An 18,057-nucleotide genomic window follows, 5' to 3' on the forward strand; every position below is an offset into this window, starting at 1 on the left:
GGACGGCTGTGCGACCGTGCGGGACCGGCACCAGCTGCAGGAGGATGGATGAGCACAGAGGGCGTCGCCGCCGGCGTCGGCCGGCCGCGGGTCAGGACCGGGGCCGGCCTGGTCGAGGGCCGTACCGGGACCGACGGGATCGCGGTCTTCCGGGGCATCCCGTACGCGGCCCCGCCCGTCGGCGCCCTCCGCTTCGCGCCACCCGCGCCCCCGGCCGCCTGGGACGGCGTACGCGAGGCCGCGGCCTTCGGCCCGACCGCACCGAAAGTGCCCTACCCGGCCACCTTCGCGGCCCTGCTGACCGACCCGGAGATCCCCGGCGACGACTGCCTCAACGTGAACGTGTGGACCCCCGACCCGGCCCCCGGGGCCGGGCTGCCGGTCATGGTGTGGATCCACGGCGGGGCGCACACCCGGGGCTCCGCTGCAGTGCCCGTCTACGACGGCACGGCCTTCGCCCGCGACGGCATCGTGCTGGTGTCCTTCAACTTCCGCCTCGGCGTCCTCGGGTACGGGCTCTTCCCCGACGCACCCGCCAACCGGGGCCTGCTGGACCAGATCGCCGCCCTCGAATGGGTCCGCGACAACATCGAGGCCTTCGGCGGGGACCCGGCCCGCGTCACCGTCTTCGGCGAATCAGCCGGAGCCATCAGCATCGGCGCCCTCCTGGCAGCACCGCGCGCTGCCGGCCTCTTCCACCGGGCGGTCCTGCAGAGCGGAGCCCCCGAGGCACTGCCGCGCCCGAGGGTGCGCGCCATGGTCCGTCGGATGGCCTCGCTGCTGAAGGTGGACGCCACCGCCGGGGCCTTCACCGCCGCCTCCCTGCCCGACCTGATGGCCGCCCAGGCCGCCGTCCTGCGCAGATCGGGCCCCCTCCTCGGCGGCCCCGCCTTCGGCCTGGTCGTCGACCCGGACACGCTCCCCGTCGACCCCCTCGACGCCCTGACCGCCGACGCGGACGCCGCTTCCGGCGCGGTGCCGCTGCTGTTCGGATGGACCACCGAGGAGTACCGGCTCTGGCTCGTCCCGACCGGCGGGATGCGGCTGCTGGACCGGCTGGGGCCGCTCGCCGTGGCGCTGGCCCGCGCCCGTGCCGGCAAGGACCGCGATGCCGTACGGGCGCTGCGCACGGTCCTGCCGGGGGCCGGGCCGGCCGAGCTCGCCGGGCAGCTGCTCACCGACCGGCTGCTGCGCGATCCGCTGCGCAGGCTCGCGGGGGCCCGCCGGGCCGCGCCGAGCTACCTGTACGAGTTCGCCTGGTGCTCGGGCGTCCCGGGCCTCGGCGCCTGCCACGCCCTGGAGCTGGGCTTCGTGTTCGACACGCTGTCCGTGCCCGAGGCCGCGTGGCTGGCCGGGAACGAGGCGCCGCAGGCGCTGGCCGACGAGATGCACACGGCGTGGGTGCGGTTCGCGACGACGGGCGACCCGGGCTGGGCGCCCTGGAACGGCGACGGCCCGCCGAAGGTGTTCGGCGGGCCGGAGCGCGATCGGACGGAGGTGCCGGTGGCTATTCGACCGGTCCTTCCATGACCTTGCTGATGTACTGGATCGGGCCCTCGCCCATGTTCGGGACGTAGGTCTTGGCGTTGTGCTGGCCGCCCGGTATCACCCGCAGGCTGGTGTGAACGGGCCCCTTGTTGCCGAAGGCGGCGACGAACTTCTGCACGTCCGGCAGGGTCTTCTTGTTGCTTTCGTTGTCGCCGACCTGGAAGGCGATGTAGACGTCCGGACCCTTGGTGTCGATGAGCTGCTTGGCCAGCAGCTCCGGGTTGTTCTCGGCCTTCTCCTTGTCGTGGCCCTTCCACAGGGAGGAGTCCGGGACGATGTCCGGGCCGGAGGCGATCACGGCCTTGAACTTGTCCGGGTGCTTGAGCACGGCCTTCATGCCCGCGAAACCGCCGGTGGAGGAGCCCATGAAGGCCCAGCCGTCACGGGACTTCACGGTGCGGAAGTTCGCCTTCATCAGGTCCGGGACGTCCTCGGTCAGCCAGGTGCCCATCTTCGGCTGGCCGGGGATGTCGGAGCCGTCCCAGTAGACGCCCTTGTCGTCCGGGCCGGGGTTGAGCACCGGCATGGCCAGCAGGAAGGGCTTGCTCTTCCCCTCCGCGTACCACTTGCTGATGCTGGTCTGGAGGCCGAGGTCCGTGCCCATCCAGTAATTGTTCGGATAGCCGGCGCCGCCCGGCAGGGCGATCATGACCGGAAAGCCGCTCTTGGCGAACTTCGGGTCGTTGTACTCCTTGGGCGCCCAGACCCAGACCTTGCCCTTGAAGCCGGACTTCTTGCCGTCCAGGGTGGTCACGGCCACGTGCGTGCCGTCGGCCAGGGTCATCGAGTTCTTGAAGTCGGCGGCCGGCCCGGTCGGCATCAGCATCTTGGAGTTCGCCGGCTGCTGGGCCCCCGCGCCGCCCTGCCCGGAGCCCTTGCCGCCGGGCTGCTGCCCGAAGGAGACCGCGGAGCCCTTGTCGGTGAACGGGGGTATCTCGTAGTGGTTCATGACGCCGGCGGCTATGCCGGCGAGCGCGAGCACGGTGACGCCGGCGATCAGCCAGCGCCTGCCCCGGCGGCGCGGGGGCTCGGGCTGCTCCCGCTCCCAGGGGCCCTGCGGCTGCTGCCCGTACGGCCCGCCGTGCTGGTCCTGCCGGGCGTACTGCTCCCCGTACGGTTCTCCGTACTGCTCTTGGTGCGGGGACTGTCCGTGCGGCTGCCCGTACGGACGGCCGTACTGATCGCCGTGGGGCGGCCGCGGGCCCTGCCCTCCCGGCCCGTACGGCTGGTGCTGCTGCCCCTCGGGTGCGTACGACATGTGCGGTGGCTCTCCGGCTGGTGCTGCCCCCAGGGGGGCGGGGTGGTCCGACGACTCGGTTCTTCCGTTCGGAAGATGAACGAAAGTACGTCAGGGTTCCGCATTTTTCCTTTTCTTGGGGTGCCCTAGGCCAGCGCATTGCCCGATTGCCGCCGGGTGCCGGGAGTTCCCGATCCGGTGGCCGCGCGTGTCTGGTATCCGCACAGGCCGCTGGGTAGGGTGCCCCCGCCCCGCCCCGCCCCGCCCCGCCCCGCCCCGCCCCGCCCCGCCCCGCCCCGCCCGGAACGCCCACCCCGCCCGGAGTCGGCCCATGACCCTGCAGCGCCGGATCCTGCTCTTCGCCGCCACCCTCGCCGTGCTCACGGCCGTGGGCCTGATCGCCGTCGTGCGGGCCTCCTCCGCCGCGGACGAGAAGGACCGGGCGCGCGCCGACGGCCCGCGGACCGGCCGGGGCGAGGTTTCCCTCGTCCCGGACGGCGGCGGCCGGCGGATCGTCTTCCGGAACATGGCCTGGGGCCCGCACCGGGACGAGCTCGCCAGCGTCGCCGCCGACGCGCCCGAGCGCGCCCGCACCGTGTCCGGGGTGAGCTGCCTGCGCTTCCACGCGGCCGGCGGCACGGGGATCTGCCTCCAGGCCGACAGGAGCGGGGTCCAGGACGGCTACCGGGCCGTCGTCCTCGACGCCCGCCTCAAGGAGGTCTCCACCCGTCCGCTGGCGGGGATCCCCACGCGTGCCCGGGTGTCACCCGGCGGGCACCTGGCCGCCTGGACCGTCTTCGTCGGCGGGGACTCGTACGCCGGTACGAACTTCTCGACGCGGACCTCGGTGCTCGACCTGCGCACCGGCAGGTTCGACGCCTCGCTGGAGGACTTCACGATCCACAAGGACGGCAAGCCGTACCGCAGCGCCGACGTGAACTTCTGGGGTGTGGCCTTCGCCGCCGACGAGCGGACCTTCTACGCGACCATGGCCACCGGCGGCCGGACCCACCTGGTCCGCGGCGACCTGGCCGAGCGCACGGTGACCAGCCTGCGCGAGAACGTCGAGTGCCCGTCGCTGTCGCCCGACGGGACCCGGGTGGTGTTCAAGAAGCGGGTGCCGGGCCTGCCGCCCGAGGCGCCCTGGCGGCTGCACGTCCTGGACCTGGCCTCGGGTGCCGAGACCCCGCTCGCCGAGGAGCGCAGCGTGGACGACCAGGTGGTGTGGACGGACCGCGGGACGGTCGTCTACTCCCTGCCCGGGGACTTCGGCGCCGACCTGTACGCCGTACCGGCGGACGGGAGCGGCGCCCCGGCCCGGTTGATGGACTCGGCCCTGGCCCCGGCCTTCCTCGGATGAGGGGGCCGGGACACGGGTGGTGCAGGACCGCTTTTCCGTTCTTCCGTCCGGCGCGGGGGTGTCTTGCCGATCAGGCCGGGACCAGGGTCTTGCGGCGGCGCTTGCGCTGCGTGCCCGCCGACAGCCTCAGCTCGATGATCGACCGTACGGCCGGCCACTCCTCGTCGAGGATCGAGTAGAAGGCGGTGCTGCGGACGGCGCCGTCCAGCCCCCGCGAATGGGCCCGGCGGACCCCTTCGCAGGTGAAGCCGAGACGATCCATCGCGGCCCGCGACCGGCCGTTGCGCGCGTCGGCGCGCAGCGAGATGCGCCGGACACCCCAGGTCTCGAAGGCATGGCGGAGCATGAGCAGCTTCGCCTCGGTGTTGATGCCGGTGCCCTGGGCGGTCGGGGACAGCCAGGTATTGCCGATCTCGGCGGCATCGGGAATCGCCGTCGCCGGATCGCCGAACGGGACGCCGGGCACGGCGGGCCACACCAGCGGCCCCTGCCAGTAGTCGAGTTCCAGGAACCGGGTCGAACCGACGACGCGCCCGTCAGTGGCTCTGACGATGGCGAAGGGGAGCGATCGACCCGCAGCCTGATCGGCGAGGGCGCGGTCGATGTACTCGTGTGACGCCTGCACCCCATGGGGTACGGGGGTGAAGGCGTAAGTCGTACGATCCTCGGCACCGGCCACGGCCAGGGCCTCGGTGTGGTGGGGTGCGAGGGGCTCGAGCCGCACGGTGCGGCCCGCGAGGTGTACGGGTACGGGCACGGAGCCTTCGGTCCTTCTGGGCGGTGGGGTGGTTGCACAGTCTGCGTCCATGACGTCGCCCCCCGTGCAAAACACGAGTGAAAGGCAACCGGCTGTCGGGTGAACGCGAGTGGCTCAATGTAGCCCCTTAAAGTCCTCTCATGAAGCCCCAATTTGGCAATGGTGTGACGCTGGTTTTCGACGACTCGGGTCCCCGCCTCGGAGCGCCCGTGATCCTGATCCACGGACATCCCTTCAACCGCACCATGTGGGCTCCCCAGACGGCTGCCCTCACGGCCGCCGGGTACCGCGTGATCGCCCCTGACCTGCGAGGATACGGAGACAGCCCGGTGCTGCCGGGCAAGGCCCTGCTCGCCGACCTCGCCGACGATCTCGCCGCCCTCCTCGCCGGACTGGGCCTCGAACGCGTGGTCGTCGGTGGTGTGTCCATGGGCGGTCAGATCGCGATGGAGATGCGGCTGCGCCACCCGGGTCTGGTACGTGCCCTGGTGCTGTCCGACACCTCCCCGGCGCCCGAGACGGAAGCCGGGGCGAAACTCCGCCGGGAGACCGCCGAACGACTGATCGCGGAGGGCATGCGGCCCTATGCCGAGGAGGTGATCGACAAGATGCTGGCGCCCTACAACGTGACCGGCATGCCCGAGGCCGCCGCGCGGGTCACGGCCATGATGTGCGCGACCGACCCGGAGGGCGCGGCCGCCGCCCAGCGCGGCCGGGCCGAGCGCCCCGACTACCGGCCGCTGCTCGCCGGAGCCGCCGAGCCCTGCCTGGTCCTGGTCGGCGCCGACGACGTCTACACCCCGGTCGCGGAGGCCCAGGCCCTGCACGCGCTGCTGCCCCACTCGGTGCTGACCGTCATCGAGGGTGCGGGCCACCTGCCGGGTGTGGAACGGCCCGAAGCCTTCAACCGGGCCCTGCTGGACTTCCTCGCCGGCCTCTGAGCCGGACGGCCCTTCCGAGGACCGCCCGGGCCCGCCCGGGCCGCCGTAGAGTCGGGGCGGGATCACGTCGAGGAGGGTGCTCATGCTGCGCGGATTTGCGACGATCAACTTCTGGGCCGACGACCTGGAGGCGGCGAAGGCCTGGTACACCGAGGTGATCGGGATCGCGCCGTACTTCGAGCGGCCCGGGTACGCGGAGTTCCGCATCGGCGACTACCAGCACGAGATCGGCATCGTCGACCGGCGCTACGCCCCGCCGGGCGCCGCCAAGGAGCCGGGCGGCGCCGTGGCCTACTGGGCCGTCGACGACCTCCAGGAGGTCCTGCGGCGGCTCCTGGAGCTGGGGGCCGAGGAGTACCAGCCCGTGACCGCCCACGGCGACGGCGGGTTCGTCACCGCGGCCGTCACCGACCCCTTCGGCAACGTGCTCGGGATCATGCGCAACCCGCACTACGTGGAGGTCCTCGAAGGGGCGACCCCCGACCCCGCCTGACCGGCAACGCGGGTGTCGTGAGCACGTCCCGGCACAGGGCGCCGTACTGAGATCATTCCGGGCATGGACGACGTACTGCGGCGACTGGCCCCCGTGGGCCCCTTCTTCACCGTGCCGTACGGGCAGGAGCCGCCCGGGCCCGGCTTCCGTCCGCTCACCGCGCTGTACGGCGGGCACCTCGCGCCGTACGTGGCCGAGGTGGGCCGCCGGATCGGCAGCGGGCCCGGCAGGGTGGCCGCCTCGACCGCCCAGTTCGGGATCGCCTCCCGGCTCTGGTCGATCGGGCTGGGGTGCGCGGCGCTGGCCGGGCGGGTGCCGGACCTGGCCGCCGACCGGGTGTGGTGGCGGCTGCCCGACGAGGGCTCGCTCCAGCTCTGGCTGCCCGAGCCGGCCGCACGACCGGCCGAGGGCCTCGGGGAGTCGGTCCTGGGCAACCTGGCCCTGCTGGAGACCGGTCTGCGGGGGCTGTACGGCGTCTCCCCGAAGGTCCTGCGGGGGAACGCGGCGTCCGGACTGGTCGGCGCGCTGCGGGTGCTGATCGACCGGGTCCCCGGGGGCGCTGCCGTCGCGCTCACACGCGCCCTGCTCGCCGAGGACGGCCCCCTGGCGGGCACCGGCACCTTCATCCACGAGGAGGGGCTCGGCGTGGCCTTCGTACGGCGCAGCTGCTGCCTCTACTACCGCGTCCCCGGCGGCGGCCTGTGCGGCGACTGCGTCCTGCGCACCCGGCGGAGCACCTGAAGCCGCCCGCGCGGGAAGCCCGTTCGGAGCAGGGGAGGGCGCGCCACACCCCGGCGCGCGGGGGCGCGCCGTAGCGTCCCCTCCATGACCGCAAGCACACCGCACCAGCCCGCTGCCCTCACCCGCCGCGCCGCCCTGACCGGGCTGGCCGCGGGAGCCGGCGCGCTCGCCGTCGGAAGCACCGCCTGCACCGCGGAGGCTGTGCCCACGCCGTCCGCGACGGCGTCCGAACCGGCGCCGGGAGCCATGCGGCTCTTCACCGATCCCGGCTTCAACTTCGCGGGACTGCTCGCCCTCGGAGCCGCCGGCATGCGCGCCTCCGAGGTCGGCGAGGTGCTCACCGCGGTCAACGTCATCAACGCGGCGGGACTGTCCGAGCAGACCTATACCGACACCTTCCGGTCCTGGGGCGACAAGCTCGCCGCGCCCCCCGCCGCCGGCCGGGACGGCGGCGGGACACCGTCGCAGACCCGCCGCTTCCGCTCGCTGCGCGCCGCCCAGTACTACGCCCAGGCGCTGTTCTACGTGCTCGGCACCGACCGGCCCGGTGACGAGGAGGCGGTCTACCGGGCGGGACGCAGGGCCTGGGACACCTTCGCCCGACTGTGCACACCGGCCGCCGTCACCGCCCACGTCCCGTGGGGCAAGACCCGTCTGCCGCTGTGGTTCTTCCGCCCGGACGGTCCCTCCGAGCGGCGCCCCACCGTCATCCTCACCAACGGCAGTGACGGGCAGAACGTCGACATGTGGACCTACGGCGTGTCCGCGGCCCTCGACCGGGGCTGGAACGCCCTCGTCTACGACGGCCCGGGCCAGGGGCAGTTGCTGTTCGTGGAGGAGATCCCCTTCACCACCCGCTGGGAGACGGCGGTCAGCCCGATCGTCGACTGGCTGCTGGGGCGCGAGGACGTGGACGGCGGCCGCATCGCCATCACCGGCCTCAGCATGGGCGGCAACCTCGCTCCGCGCGCCGCCGCCTTCGAGCACCGGCTCGCCGCGGTCGCGGCCATGCCCGGATGCCTCAACCCCTGGCTGGGCTTCGACAAGGAGCTGCGCGACATCGTCACGCCCGACAAGGCGGAGACCAACCGGATCTGGAACGAGGAGGTCGTCCCGGAGCTGACCCCGCAGGCGGCCTTCACCGTCAAGAAGCGTTTCGAGATCTTCGACCGGCAGGCGCTGCGCCAGGCGCGCGAGGGCAAGGTCCTCACCGACCTCTGGACGCCGGCACAGGTGGCCATGGGCCTCGACATCACCAAGGTGGTCGGGAGGATCAAGGCCCCGACGCTCGTGCTGGACTACGACTTCGAGCAGTTCTACCCCGGCCAGCCGCGGCAGATGTACGACCTGCTGCGCACCCGCCGCGAGTACGTGAAACTGACGAAGGCCACCGGGGCGCAGTTGCACTGCTCCCCGATGGCCCCTCAGCAGCACTGCGACGTCGTCTTCGACTGGCTCGCCGACGTCCTCCAGCGCTGAGTGCTCCGTGCGCGCCCTCGGAAGGCGACGTCAGAAGGTGGTGTTCCAGGAGTCGATCTTGCCGATGTCGCCGCCGGCGTTGTCGTTGACCCGGAGCTTCCAGGTGCCGCCCGCGACCTCGGAGGAGGCGTTGACGGTGTAGACCTGGTTGATGTTGTCGGTGCTCCCGCCCGAGCGGTTGTGGACCGTGTAGACGGTGCCGTCCGGGGCGATCAGGTCGACCTTCAGGTCACCGATGTAGGTGTGCACGATGTTCACGCCGACCTTGAGGGTGGCCGGGGCGTTGCCGGTCACGCCGCTGACGGTGATCGGGCTCTCCACGGTGGTGTTGTCACCGATGGCGAAGTCCGCGGTGTTCTCGAAGTACTTGCCGGGAGGCGGAGTGCTGCCGACCGCCTTGAGGGCGTCGACCTGGCCCTCGCCGAAGAAGCCGTTCTTCGCCGTGGTGCCCTTGCAGCGGCTGTCCGACGGGCAGGCGACGTCGTTGGCCTGCGTGGCCAGCTTGTCGCGCAGCTGCGCCGGGGTGATGCCCGGGTTGGTGCTGGCCAGCAGCGCCGCCACACCGGCGACGTGCGGCGAGGCCATCGAAGTACCGCTCATGGAGCCGTACTTGCCACCCGGCAGGGTGCTGTAGATGCCGGTGGTGTCTCCGCCGGGGGCCGTGACGTCGACGACGTTCAGACCGTAGTTGGAGTACGAGGCCTTCGCGGTGGTGCCCATCGCCGAGACGGTGACCACGCCCGGGAGCTCGGTCGGAATGTCGAGGCAGGCGTTGGTGATGGTGCGGGTGACCGGAGTCGAGTCGTTGGGGCTCTCGGTGTCGGTCGTCTTGTTGGCCAGGTCGATGTTGGAGTTGCCGGCCGCCGCGACCTGCAGCGAGCCCTTGCCCTCCGCGTACTCCTGGGCGCGCTTGACGCCCTCGATGATCGCGGCCTGGTCGGCGTTGTCGGGGCAGTTGAACTGCCACGGGTCCGTGTAGTAGCTGTTGTTGGTGACCTTGAAGCCGTGGTCGCCGGCCCACATGAAGCCGCAGATGGTGTTCTCGGCGAAGAAGAGCGAGGAGCTCGGCTCGGCGATGCGCACCGAGGAGATCTTCACGCCCGGGGCCACGCCGATGACGCCCTTGCCGTTCTTGGCGGCGGCGACCGTACCGGCCACGTGCGTGCCGTGGGTGCCGACGTCGCGCCAGGCTCCCGTACGGGTGTCGGGCTTGCCGTACGCGCAGGACGCGGAGTCCGCGGCGTTGAAGTTCGGGGCCAGGTCCTGGTGCTGGTCGTCGACACCGGTGTCCAGGATGCCGACCTTGACGGAGGCGGAGCCCGTGGTGACGGCCCAGGCCTGGTCGGCCTTGATCTGGGTCATGTCGGCGCGGACCGGCTCGCCCGAAGGGGTCGTGGACTGGGCCGGGTTGGCGGGCAGCGCCGGGTTGTAGGCGTCCGCCGGCACGTCCGAGGTGCGGGTGGCGCCGACCTGCTGGACCCCGCTCACGCCGCGCATGGTGGCGGCGAAGGAGGCGGACGCGGAGTGGGCGGTGATGACGCCGATCGCGTCGTAGTACTGGAACACCGTTCCGCCGTTGGCGGTGACCGCGTTGCGGACCGCCGTGGTGTCACCGGGGGCGGTGATCACGAGGTAGGCGCGGGTGCCGGCGACCCAGGTCGCACTCTGGGAAGCGGGGGCCGCGGCCTTGGGGGCCGCCGCCGCGGGGGCGGGGACGGCCGAGCCGGAGGGAGCGACGGGGGCGGTGCCGGCGAGCGCGGCGGGAGCTCCGAGGGCGAGCGCCGCGCCGAGCGTGGCAGCCAGCACGAGGGCACGTCGAGGTCGGCTGGATATGTGGGGTATCAATGCGTCCTCCGAAGACCCGGTGGTCAGGCCGGGTCGTACGAAACAAGTGGTGGACGCAAGATGTCATGCACGCGGCCGGTTACGGAAGTACCTTTTACAGCATGGGGGTTCGTTTATCGGTGGCCGAATACCGACTATGGGTGCAAGTGGGGAGAATGCGGCGGGCCGACCGGGCTGGGCACCGTGGGGGCGAGCCCTGCCCGGCCGGCCCGCATGCGGGCGGACCGGCTGAGCGGGTGCCAGGCCCCGCCGGGCGGGCGGGACCTTGACGGCACGACCTAGACCGGCACGCCGTCCTTGGGGTTGTGCGCCGGGACCGGCGCCTCGGGCGAGGCCGGGGTTGAGGCCGGGGCCGGGGCGGTCGTGTCCGGTTCGGTCGGCTCCGTCCGGTATTCGTCGTCGACCAGCGTCTTCTCGTCGAACGGCAGCCGCCCCGCGAGGACTTCCGCGGCCCGGCCGCGGTCGAACTCCTTCGTCCACGTTCCGATGAGCACCGTCGCGACCGCGTTCCCGGCGAAGTTGGTCAGGGCCCGGGCCTCGCTCATGAACCGGTCGATGCCCACGATCAGGCCGACGCCGTCGACCAGTTCCGGCCGGTGCGACTGCAGGCCGCCGGCGAGGGTGGCCAGGCCCGCGCCGGTCACCCCGGCCGCGCCCTTCGAAGCGATGATCATGAACAGCAGCAGGGAGATCTGCTCGCCCAGGGCCAGCGGCGTGCCCATGGCCTCGGCGACGAACAGCGAGGACATCGTCAGGTAGATCGCGGTGCCGTCCAGGTTGAAGGAGTATCCGGTCGGCACCGTGATGCCGGTGACCGGCCGCGAGACCCCCAGGTGCTCCATTTTCGCGATCAGCCGCGGCAGCGCCGACTCCGACGAGGAGGTCGAGAGGATCAGCAGGAACTCCCGGCCCAGATAGCGCAGCAGGGCGAAGACGCTGACCCCCGTGCACACGCGCAGCAGCGTGCCCAGCACGACGAAGACGAAGAGCAGGCAGGTCGTGTAGAAGCCGATCATGATGACGGCGAGGGACTTCAGCGCGTCGATGCCGGTCGCCCCGACCACCGCCGCGATCGCCCCGAAGGCCCCGACCGGAGCCGCCCACATGATCATCGCGAGGACCCGGAACACCAGCTTCTGCACGTGCCCGATGCCCCGCAGCACCGGCTCGCCCGCCGTGCCCATGGCCTGGAGCGCGAACCCGCACAGCAGTGCCACCAGCAGCGTCTGGAGCACCTCCCCGCCGGTGAAGGCGGAGACGAGTGTGGTCGGGATGATCCCCAGCAGGAACTCGGGGGTGCTCTCGGCCCCGCCGGCCTTGGCCTGCGCCTCACCCGCGCTCCGCGCCGCCTCGGTCAGGTGCAGCCCGCTGCCCGGCTCCAGGAGGTTGCCGACCAGCAGACCGATGGCCAGCGCCACCGTGGACATGACCATGAAGTAGCCGAGGGCCAGTCCGCCCACGGCGCCCACCTTGGCGGCCTTGCGTACGGAACCGATGCCCAACACGATCGTGCAGAAGATCACGGGGGAGATCATCATCTTGATGAGGTTCACGAAGCCCGTGCCGAGCGGTTTGAGCTCGACGGCCACGCCGGGTGCGGCGAACCCGACCGCGATGCCGAGCAGCACCGCGGCGATCACCGCGATGTAGAGATAGTGCGTTCTGTCGCGTCTGGCGGCCACGATGCCTCCTGGTGGTGAAGTCGTCCGGGGAGACCATCACCCAGGGCTGTGACCCCGGTCACCCTTGCGTTCATTGAGTTCACGACCCGGGGCACACTGAGCGCCATGTTCCGCTTCCCTCGTCCGCCGCGCAGCCTCGCCGGCCAGCTCTTCGCCATGCAGGTACTGCTCGTCGCCGTGGTCGTCGCGGGCTGCGCCGTCTTCGCCTACGCCACCGCCCGGGGCCAGGCCGAGGAAGCCGCACGGCGCCAGGCCGGGGCCGTGGCCCGCGCGGTCGCCGACTCGCCCTCCGTACGGGAGGCGGTACGGGGAGCGGCGCGCGGGAGCGACCCCTCGGCCGAGCTCCAGCCCTACGCGCAGAAGGTCCGCGTGGACTCCGGCGTCGACTTCGTCACGATCATGGCTCCGGACGGCAGGCGCTGGACCCACCCCGACCCCCGCCGGATCGGCGAGCCCTTCATGGGCAACACCGCACGGGCCCTGCGCGGCGAGACCTTCAGCGAGACCTACACCGGCACCCTCGGCCCCTCCATCCGCGTGGTCACCCCGCTGGAGGACGACGGCCGGATCGTCGGCCTGGTCAGCGCGGGGATCACCGTCCGCGCCATCAGCGACCGGCTCGGCGCGCAGCTCTCCGCCCTCGCCTGGGTCGCGGGAGGCGCGCTCGCCCTGGGCGGCGCGGGCACGTACGTCGTCAACGCGAGGCTGCGCCGCCACACTCATGGCATGAACGCGGCCGAGCTCAGCCGGATGTACGACTACCACCAGGCGGCCCTGCACGGGGTGCGCGAGGGGCTGCTCATGCTCGACGGGCAGCGCCGGATCACCCTGATCAACGACGCCGGACGCGAGCTGCTGGGCCTGCGCGGCGATGTCACCGGCACCGGGGCCGCCGATCTCGGGCTGCCCGCCCCCCTCACCGGCGTGCTGCTGGCCGACCGGCCCCGGGTGGACGAGGTGCACCTCACCGCGGACCGGGTGCTGGTGGTCAACAGCTCGCCCGTCGCCGGCGGCGGCCGCCGCGGCACCGTGGTCACCCTGCGCGACCACACGGAACTGCAGGCGCTGACCGGGGAACTGGACCACGAGCGGGGCTTCACCCAGGCCCTGCGCTCCCAGGCCCACGAGGCGGCCAACCGGCTGCACACCGTGGTCTCGCTGATCGAACTCGGCCGCGCGCAGGAGGCGGTGGATTTCGCCACCGCCGAGCTGGAACTGGCCCAGGCCCTCACCGACGAGGTGGTCACCGCCGTCGGAGAGCCGGTGCTCGTCGCGCTGCTGCTGGGCAAGGCGGCCCAGGCGCACGAGCGCGGCATCGAACTCGTCGTCACCGCCGACAGCCGCAGCCTCGCAGACCTGGGCGGGCTGCCGCCGGCCCGGGACCTCGTCACGGTGCTCGGCAACCTCATCGACAACGCCGTCGACGCGGTGGCGGCCGTGCCGGGAGCCCGCATAGCGGTCACCCTGCGGCCCGAGCGCGAGGAGCTGCTCCTGCGGGTCGCGGACAACGGGCCCGGGCTGCCCGAGGGGGTGGACGTGTTCCGCCGGGGCTGGTCCGGCAAGGGGGAGGGCCGCGGCCTCGGCCTCGCCCTCGTCCGCCAGGTAGCACAGCGCTACGGCGGCGCGGTGACCGCCTCGCAGGGACCGGGCGGCGGCGCGGAGTTCACCGTACGGCTGCCCACGGCACCCGAGCGGACGGCGGACCGGGGCGCGGCCGCGGGAGGCGCGCGGTGAGCGGCGGCGAGGTGCGCGTGCTGGTGGTCGAGGACGACCAGGTCGCCGCCGACGCGCACGCGCTCTACGTCGACCGGGTGCCCGGCTTCACCGCCGTCGGCGCCGTCCACTCGCTCGCCGAGGCCACCCGGGCGCTGGAGCGCACCCGGGTCGACCTGCTGCTGCTCGACCTCGGCCTGCCCGACGGGCACGGCCTGCGGTTCGCGCGCGGACTGCGGGCCGCCGGGCATCCGGTCGACGTGATCGTGGTGACCTCCGCCCGGGACCTGGCCGTGGTCCGTGAGAGCGTCTCACTGGGCGTGGTCCAGTACGTCCTGAAGCCCTTCGCCTTCCCGACGCTGCGTGAACGGCTGCTGCGCTACGCCGAGTTCCGTGCGACGGCGGGCGAGGCGGCCGGCCAGGACGACGTCGATCGGGCGATGGCCGCCCTGCGCGCGCCCCGCCCGGCCGAGCTCCCCAAGGGGCTGAGCGCGCCGACCCTGGACCGGGTCGCCGCCCTGCTGCGGGCGGCGGCCGAGGGGCTGACCGCGGCGGGGGCGGCCGAGGCGGCCGGGATCTCCCGGATCACCGCCCGCCGCTACCTGGAGCACCTGGTGGACACCGGCCGTGCGGACCGTACTCCCCGGTACGGCCAGGTCGGTCGCCCCGAACTGCACTACCGCTGGCTGGCGGCGGCCGGTTCGGTGTCGAAGGTGTAGAACTTCCGGTGGTCGAGCATGTCCGCCGGAGTCACGTTGTTCCACGGCCGCATGGTGTCGTTCAGGTCGACCACGTTCGTCGTGCCCGCGGCCGGCAGGTACGTGGACTGCGGGTGCTTGGCCTGCCAGTCGGCCCACAGCTTGTCGATGAAGGCGTGGTGCATCCAGAACACCGGGTCGTTGGGGGAGACCCCGGTGGACATCTGCCCGCCGACCCACACGTGCACCCGGTTGTGCAGGTTGGCGCCGCGCCAGCCCTCCAGGTGGTTGCGGAAGCCGTTGGAGGAGCTGTTCCAGGGAGACGTGTCGTAGACCGGCATGGCCAGTACGGAGTCCACCTCGGCCCGGGTCGGCAGCTGGGCGACGCCCGCGCCGAGCGCGCGCCGCAGGTAGGGGCGCCCGTCCACGCGTACGTCTATGTTCCACCGGCCCGTCGCATAGGCGAAGGGGCCGTCGATGACCTGCCCGTCACGGGCCCGCCCGGTGCCACCGAGGAAGTCGGGGGCCCAGAGGGAGGAGCGGGTGGTGCGGTCGACGGTCCAGTCCCAGTACGGGAGCGCGACGCTCGCGTCCACTTTCTGCAGCGCCTCCTCGAACTCCAGCAGGAAGCGGCGGTGCCACGGCAGGAAGGAGGGGGAGCGGTGGCCGACGCGGTCGCCCGAGTCGGTGTCGCTCATGATGAAGCCGTTGTGGGTGGTGACGAAGCGGTCGTAGCTGCCGTTGCGCTTGAGCTCCAGCAGGGCCGAGGTGAAGGCGCGCTTCTCGTCGGCGGTCAGCGTGGCCTGGTTCTTGCGGACGGTCATGCCGCACCGCCGAAGGGGACGAGGGGCGCGCCCTGGAGGTCGCGCACGGCGGCGCGGGCGAGCAGCTTGGGCTCGGCGAACGTCTCGTAGTGGTTGATGACGCTGATCCAGCTGCCGTCGGCGTTGCGCATGATGTGCAGTTCTCTGCCGTCTATTCGGACGGTGGGTTGGTCGGGCGCGTGGTGGCCCCCGTGGTGGCCTCCGCCTCCCTTGGTGATCTGGATGCGGCGGCCCTGGTAGACCTCGTCGACCGTGCCCGGGGGTGTGGGCGCGGCGGGGGTCGCGGCTGCGCTCGTGGCGACGCTCGTTGCTGCTGCGGTCAGGCCGAGGACGGTGAGTGCACCGGCGGTTGTCCCCAGGGCCTGACGGCGGGTGATCTTGTTCATGCCCGAAGAGGTATCAGCGCTCGGGGGCGGCTTGGCCAGTATCCGGACATCGGTGGATAAGTTGCCGGTAGAACAAGTTGGATGATCTTCCCGTCCGGGCCGGCTCCTGAGGCCCGAACGGGAAGATCTGCGGTGGTGAGTTTACTGGACGGTAATTTTTTCTGACCGACAGGGGCCGTATGAACGGTGTCACACTGCAGAGTCGGCCGGAAGCAGAGTGTCAGCGGGACCGTCAGGTGGACGCGTCCCGGCCCGGCGGGATGTCTTTGATGAACACGAGTCCGTCGGTCGCCGCCAAGTGGGCGGGGTCGAACGGGAAGTAGCCGAACCAGGCGGACGTGCGGGGTGCGGCGAGCGTGCCGGCGAGGGCTGCGCCGAGGCCGGGGGAGTCGACCACGCAGACGTCGTCCGGGAGCGCGTACAGCAGCCCCTCCAGCGTGCCCGGCCGCGGGGTGTCCACTCCCCGGTGCCGGATCGTGCCGAGGGCCGTCGCGAAGAAGGCGTACCGCTCGCCCAGGTGGGCGCTCGCGATCGAACCGGCGCTCCACCACTCCAGCGGCCGGCCGCCCATCCGCATCGAGCTCCTGTCCCGCTGGAGGTGGCTGTTGTGGGCGTGGACCAGAGTGGGGCCGCGCTCGGCGAGGGCGAGGAGGTTGTCGGCCATCATCAGGTCCCGCTGGCCGACCAGTCGCGCCATGCGCCCGGGTGAGGTGTCCGCCATCCAGAAGTGGTAGCCCAGCAGGCCGGTCGCCGTGCGCCCGTACAGCCGGGCCCGCTCCCACGCCTCCCGCGAGGTCGCCGCGATCAGGTGCGGTGCCTGCGCGTCGAGCAGCGCCACGAGGTCGTCCGCGAGCAGCCGCAGTTCACCGGCCTCGGTACAGCGGCCCGCCGACCGGGCCGGGTCGGTCATCGCCGCCGGTTCGGTCCACCGGTCGTCGGCGCCGAGCAGGCGGTCGAGCGTGTCGGCACCGCAGGGGAGCAGGTCGGCGTCCACATGCGGTGCGAGGTAGCCGTGGAGCGCGGTGAGGGCCTGCCGGGGGCTCGCGGCGCCGGTCATCTCCAGCGGGCCGTCGACGCCGGCGAAGCGCAGCCGCTCGGGCGCGGGCCGGCCCTCGTTGTACGCGCGCATCCAGCGTACGAGTTCACGGTTGGCCGCGGACTCGCCGAAGCCGTGGCTGAACCCGCGCTCCATGACCTCGTCGAGGCTGCCGGTGCCGGAGGTGACGTACGCGTCGACGGCCAGCCCGGCCATGCAGTCACTCTCGATCGCGATCGTCCGGTAGCCCTCCTCCTCGACGAGCTGCCGGAAGAGCTCGTTGCGCACGTCGAGCAGGGCGTCCTCGCCGTGGGTGGGCTCGCCCAGTGCGAGCAGCCGCGGCCGGGTCGCGAGCAGCCCCATGACGGCAGCGGCCTCGACGGCGTGGACGGTGTCCTTGATGTCAGTAGCCATGCCTTCAACGCTATCGTTGAAGCTCCGGTTGAAACTTTCCCGCGATATCGTCGGGATCGTGGCACCAAACCTTCAAACCGGGATCCAGCTGAGGCCGGTCGACCTGGCGCGCGGGCACGGTCTGTCCACGCAGGCCGTCAGGAACTACGAGGAGGCCGGAATACTTCCACCCGCCGACCGCACTCCCCACGGCTACCGCACCTATACCCCGCTGCACGCGCGGGCGCTGGACGCCTTCCTCGCCCTCGTGCCCGGCCACGGCCACCGGACGGCGACGTCGATCATGCGGGCCGTGAACGAGGGCGCCGTCGAGGAGGCGTTCCGCCTCATCGACGAGAGCCACGCCCAACTGCTCGACGACCGGCGGACCCTGCGCGCCGTGGAGAACGCCCTCCGCGACCTGGCACCCGCCCCGGCGGTGCCGGCGTCCGGCGAGTCGTTCATCGGGCCGCTCGCGCAAGAGCTGGGGATCAGGCCCGCGACCCTGCGCGCATGGGAGAGGGCCGGGCTCGTCCGCCCGCGCCGGGACCCGCTGACCGGCTACCGCGTCTACGACGAGGCCGCCGTACGGGACGCCCGCCTGGCCCACCAACTCAGGCGGGGCGGCTACCTGCTGGAACAGATCGCCCCACTGCTCACCCAGGTCCGCTCGGCCGGCGGCCTGGAACCCCTGGAGGCGGCACTGCTCACCTGGCGCGAGCGCCTATCCTCCCGCGGCCGTGCCCTGCTGGCAGGCGCCGCCGAGCTGGAGGCGTACCTGCGCGCCCGCGGCTGACGGCCCGAAAGGCCGCCGGCACCGGGCGGACTCCCCAGCGTCGGGTTGACTCTCCGGCTCGGGGTGGACTCTGCAAAAGAAGTTCTGCAAAAAGACTTTTGGGAAGCGTGCGGGCCGCTCTAGCCTCC

At 72.3% G+C, this 18,057-nt stretch carries 16 protein-coding genes; 9 read left to right on the forward strand and 7 right to left on the reverse strand.

From position 1 onward, the window contains the following. The first annotated feature begins 48 nt into the window (after positions 1-48). Entirely contained in the window at positions 49-1,530 is a 1,482-nt protein-coding gene (locus AB0F82_RS25325) for a carboxylesterase/lipase family protein (protein WP_362631509.1), read from the forward strand. Here the strand turns inward: AB0F82_RS25325 and AB0F82_RS25330 are convergent. Next, positions 1,508-2,806 carry an alpha/beta hydrolase gene (locus AB0F82_RS25330; RefSeq protein WP_362631511.1) on the reverse strand — a complete coding sequence of 433 codons (1,299 nt, stop codon included), beginning with the start codon at positions 2,804-2,806 and terminating at the stop codon, positions 1,508-1,510. The two genes, AB0F82_RS25325 and AB0F82_RS25330, sit on opposite strands and share 23 nt — an antisense overlap. 310 nt (positions 2,807-3,116) lie before the next feature. Here AB0F82_RS25330 and AB0F82_RS25335 point away from each other — a divergent pair, with 310 nt between their 5' ends. Then, entirely contained in the window at positions 3,117-4,145 is a 1,029-nt protein-coding gene (locus tag AB0F82_RS25335) for a TolB family protein (protein ID WP_362631513.1), read from the forward strand. A gap of 70 nt (positions 4,146-4,215) precedes the next feature. Here AB0F82_RS25335 and AB0F82_RS25340 read toward each other — a convergent pair whose 3' ends face one another. After that, complete coding sequence (locus tag AB0F82_RS25340) at positions 4,216-4,902, reverse strand: GNAT family N-acetyltransferase (RefSeq protein WP_362631515.1); 687 nt, start codon at positions 4,900-4,902, stop codon at positions 4,216-4,218. A gap of 140 nt (positions 4,903-5,042) precedes the next feature. Between AB0F82_RS25340 and AB0F82_RS25345 the strand changes: the two genes are divergently transcribed. The 4 genes from AB0F82_RS25345 (at position 5,043) to AB0F82_RS25360 (ending at position 8,556) form a co-directional block, all read left to right on the forward strand. Next, positions 5,043-5,843 (forward strand): alpha/beta fold hydrolase, encoded by an 801-nt coding sequence (locus AB0F82_RS25345; protein ID WP_362631517.1) that lies wholly within the window; start codon positions 5,043-5,045, stop codon positions 5,841-5,843. Positions 5,844-5,925: 82 nt separating this feature from the next. Continuing rightward, positions 5,926-6,336, forward strand: a complete 411-nt coding sequence (locus tag AB0F82_RS25350) for a VOC family protein (RefSeq protein WP_362631520.1) — start codon at positions 5,926-5,928, stop codon at positions 6,334-6,336. A 63-nt stretch (positions 6,337-6,399) separates the two neighbouring features. Further along, positions 6,400-7,077, forward strand: coding sequence for a (2Fe-2S)-binding protein (locus AB0F82_RS25355; protein ID WP_362631522.1), 678 nt, complete (start codon positions 6,400-6,402; stop codon positions 7,075-7,077). 84 nt (positions 7,078-7,161) lie between these two features. Further along, the gene (locus AB0F82_RS25360) at positions 7,162-8,556 is read left to right on the forward strand and encodes an alpha/beta hydrolase family protein (protein WP_356813757.1); all 1,395 of its coding nucleotides are present in this window, start codon (positions 7,162-7,164) and stop codon (positions 8,554-8,556) included. A gap of 30 nt (positions 8,557-8,586) precedes the next feature. Here AB0F82_RS25360 and AB0F82_RS25365 read toward each other — a convergent pair whose 3' ends face one another. Together AB0F82_RS25365 and AB0F82_RS25370 are read right to left on the reverse strand one after the other, a co-directional pair. Beyond that, entirely contained in the window at positions 8,587-10,362 is a 1,776-nt protein-coding gene (locus AB0F82_RS25365; protein ID WP_356813755.1) for a S8 family peptidase, read from the reverse strand. A 317-nt stretch (positions 10,363-10,679) separates the two neighbouring features. Further along, complete coding sequence (locus AB0F82_RS25370; protein WP_356813754.1) at positions 10,680-12,083, reverse strand: cation:dicarboxylate symporter family transporter; 1,404 nt, start codon at positions 12,081-12,083, stop codon at positions 10,680-10,682. A 105-nt stretch (positions 12,084-12,188) separates the two neighbouring features. On the opposite strand from AB0F82_RS25370, the gene AB0F82_RS25375 reads away from it, so the two are divergent. Both AB0F82_RS25375 and AB0F82_RS25380 read left to right on the forward strand, forming a co-directional pair. Then, positions 12,189-13,817 (forward strand): sensor histidine kinase, encoded by a 1,629-nt coding sequence (locus tag AB0F82_RS25375; RefSeq protein ID WP_356813753.1) that lies wholly within the window; start codon positions 12,189-12,191, stop codon positions 13,815-13,817. Then, positions 13,814-14,515, forward strand: coding sequence for a response regulator (locus tag AB0F82_RS25380; RefSeq protein ID WP_356813752.1), 702 nt, complete (start codon positions 13,814-13,816; stop codon positions 14,513-14,515). The genes AB0F82_RS25375 and AB0F82_RS25380 overlap by 4 nt, the downstream gene beginning before the upstream one ends. On the opposite strand, the gene melC2 is transcribed toward AB0F82_RS25380, so the two are convergent. From melC2 to AB0F82_RS25395, 3 genes are all read right to left on the reverse strand, one after another. Beyond that, positions 14,473-15,318 carry a tyrosinase MelC2 gene (gene melC2, locus AB0F82_RS25385; protein ID WP_362631526.1) on the reverse strand — a complete coding sequence of 282 codons (846 nt, stop codon included), beginning with the start codon at positions 15,316-15,318 and terminating at the stop codon, positions 14,473-14,475. The two genes, AB0F82_RS25380 and melC2, sit on opposite strands and share 43 nt — an antisense overlap. Continuing rightward, the gene (gene melC1, locus AB0F82_RS25390) at positions 15,315-15,704 is read right to left on the reverse strand and encodes an apotyrosinase chaperone MelC1 (protein WP_356813750.1); all 390 of its coding nucleotides are present in this window, start codon (positions 15,702-15,704) and stop codon (positions 15,315-15,317) included. Before melC1 ends, melC2 begins: the two co-directional genes overlap by 4 nt. 232 nt (positions 15,705-15,936) lie before the next feature. Further along, positions 15,937-17,154: an erythromycin esterase family protein gene (locus tag AB0F82_RS25395; RefSeq protein WP_356813749.1), complete on the reverse strand. Its 1,218-nt coding sequence runs from the start codon at positions 17,152-17,154 to the stop codon at positions 15,937-15,939. Between the two features lie 58 nt (positions 17,155-17,212). Between AB0F82_RS25395 and AB0F82_RS25400 the strand changes: the two genes are divergently transcribed. After that, positions 17,213-17,929 carry a TioE family transcriptional regulator gene (locus tag AB0F82_RS25400; protein WP_362631529.1) on the forward strand — a complete coding sequence of 239 codons (717 nt, stop codon included), beginning with the start codon at positions 17,213-17,215 and terminating at the stop codon, positions 17,927-17,929. Positions 17,930-18,057: the final 128 nt, after the last annotated feature.

Source organism: Streptomyces virginiae (assembly GCF_040638905.1).
Classification (GTDB): Bacteria; Actinomycetota; Actinomycetes; order Streptomycetales; family Streptomycetaceae; genus Streptomyces; species Streptomyces virginiae_B.

What these genes read in the sequence shown, in the direction of transcription:
- AB0F82_RS25360 (WP_356813757.1), top strand. Translation starts at nt 7,162, where the DNA reads ATGACCGCAAGCACACCGCACCAGCCCGCTGCCCTCACCCGCCGCGCC.
- melC1 (WP_356813750.1), bottom strand. Translation starts at nt 15,704, where the DNA reads ATGAACAAGATCACCCGCCGTCAGGCCCTGGGGACAACCGCCGGTGCA.
- AB0F82_RS25355 (WP_362631522.1), top strand. Translation starts at nt 6,400, where the DNA reads ATGGACGACGTACTGCGGCGACTGGCCCCCGTGGGCCCCTTCTTCACC.
- melC2 (WP_362631526.1), bottom strand. Translation starts at nt 15,318, where the DNA reads ATGACCGTCCGCAAGAACCAGGCCACGCTGACCGCCGACGAGAAGCGC.
- AB0F82_RS25330 (WP_362631511.1), bottom strand. Translation starts at nt 2,806, where the DNA reads ATGTCGTACGCACCCGAGGGGCAGCAGCACCAGCCGTACGGGCCGGGA.
- AB0F82_RS25325 (WP_362631509.1), top strand. Translation starts at nt 49, where the DNA reads ATGAGCACAGAGGGCGTCGCCGCCGGCGTCGGCCGGCCGCGGGTCAGG.
- AB0F82_RS25335 (WP_362631513.1), top strand. Translation starts at nt 3,117, where the DNA reads ATGACCCTGCAGCGCCGGATCCTGCTCTTCGCCGCCACCCTCGCCGTG.
- AB0F82_RS25350 (WP_362631520.1), top strand. Translation starts at nt 5,926, where the DNA reads ATGCTGCGCGGATTTGCGACGATCAACTTCTGGGCCGACGACCTGGAG.
- AB0F82_RS25345 (WP_362631517.1), top strand. Translation starts at nt 5,043, where the DNA reads ATGAAGCCCCAATTTGGCAATGGTGTGACGCTGGTTTTCGACGACTCG.
- AB0F82_RS25395 (WP_356813749.1), bottom strand. Translation starts at nt 17,154, where the DNA reads ATGGCTACTGACATCAAGGACACCGTCCACGCCGTCGAGGCCGCTGCC.
- AB0F82_RS25375 (WP_356813753.1), top strand. Translation starts at nt 12,189, where the DNA reads ATGTTCCGCTTCCCTCGTCCGCCGCGCAGCCTCGCCGGCCAGCTCTTC.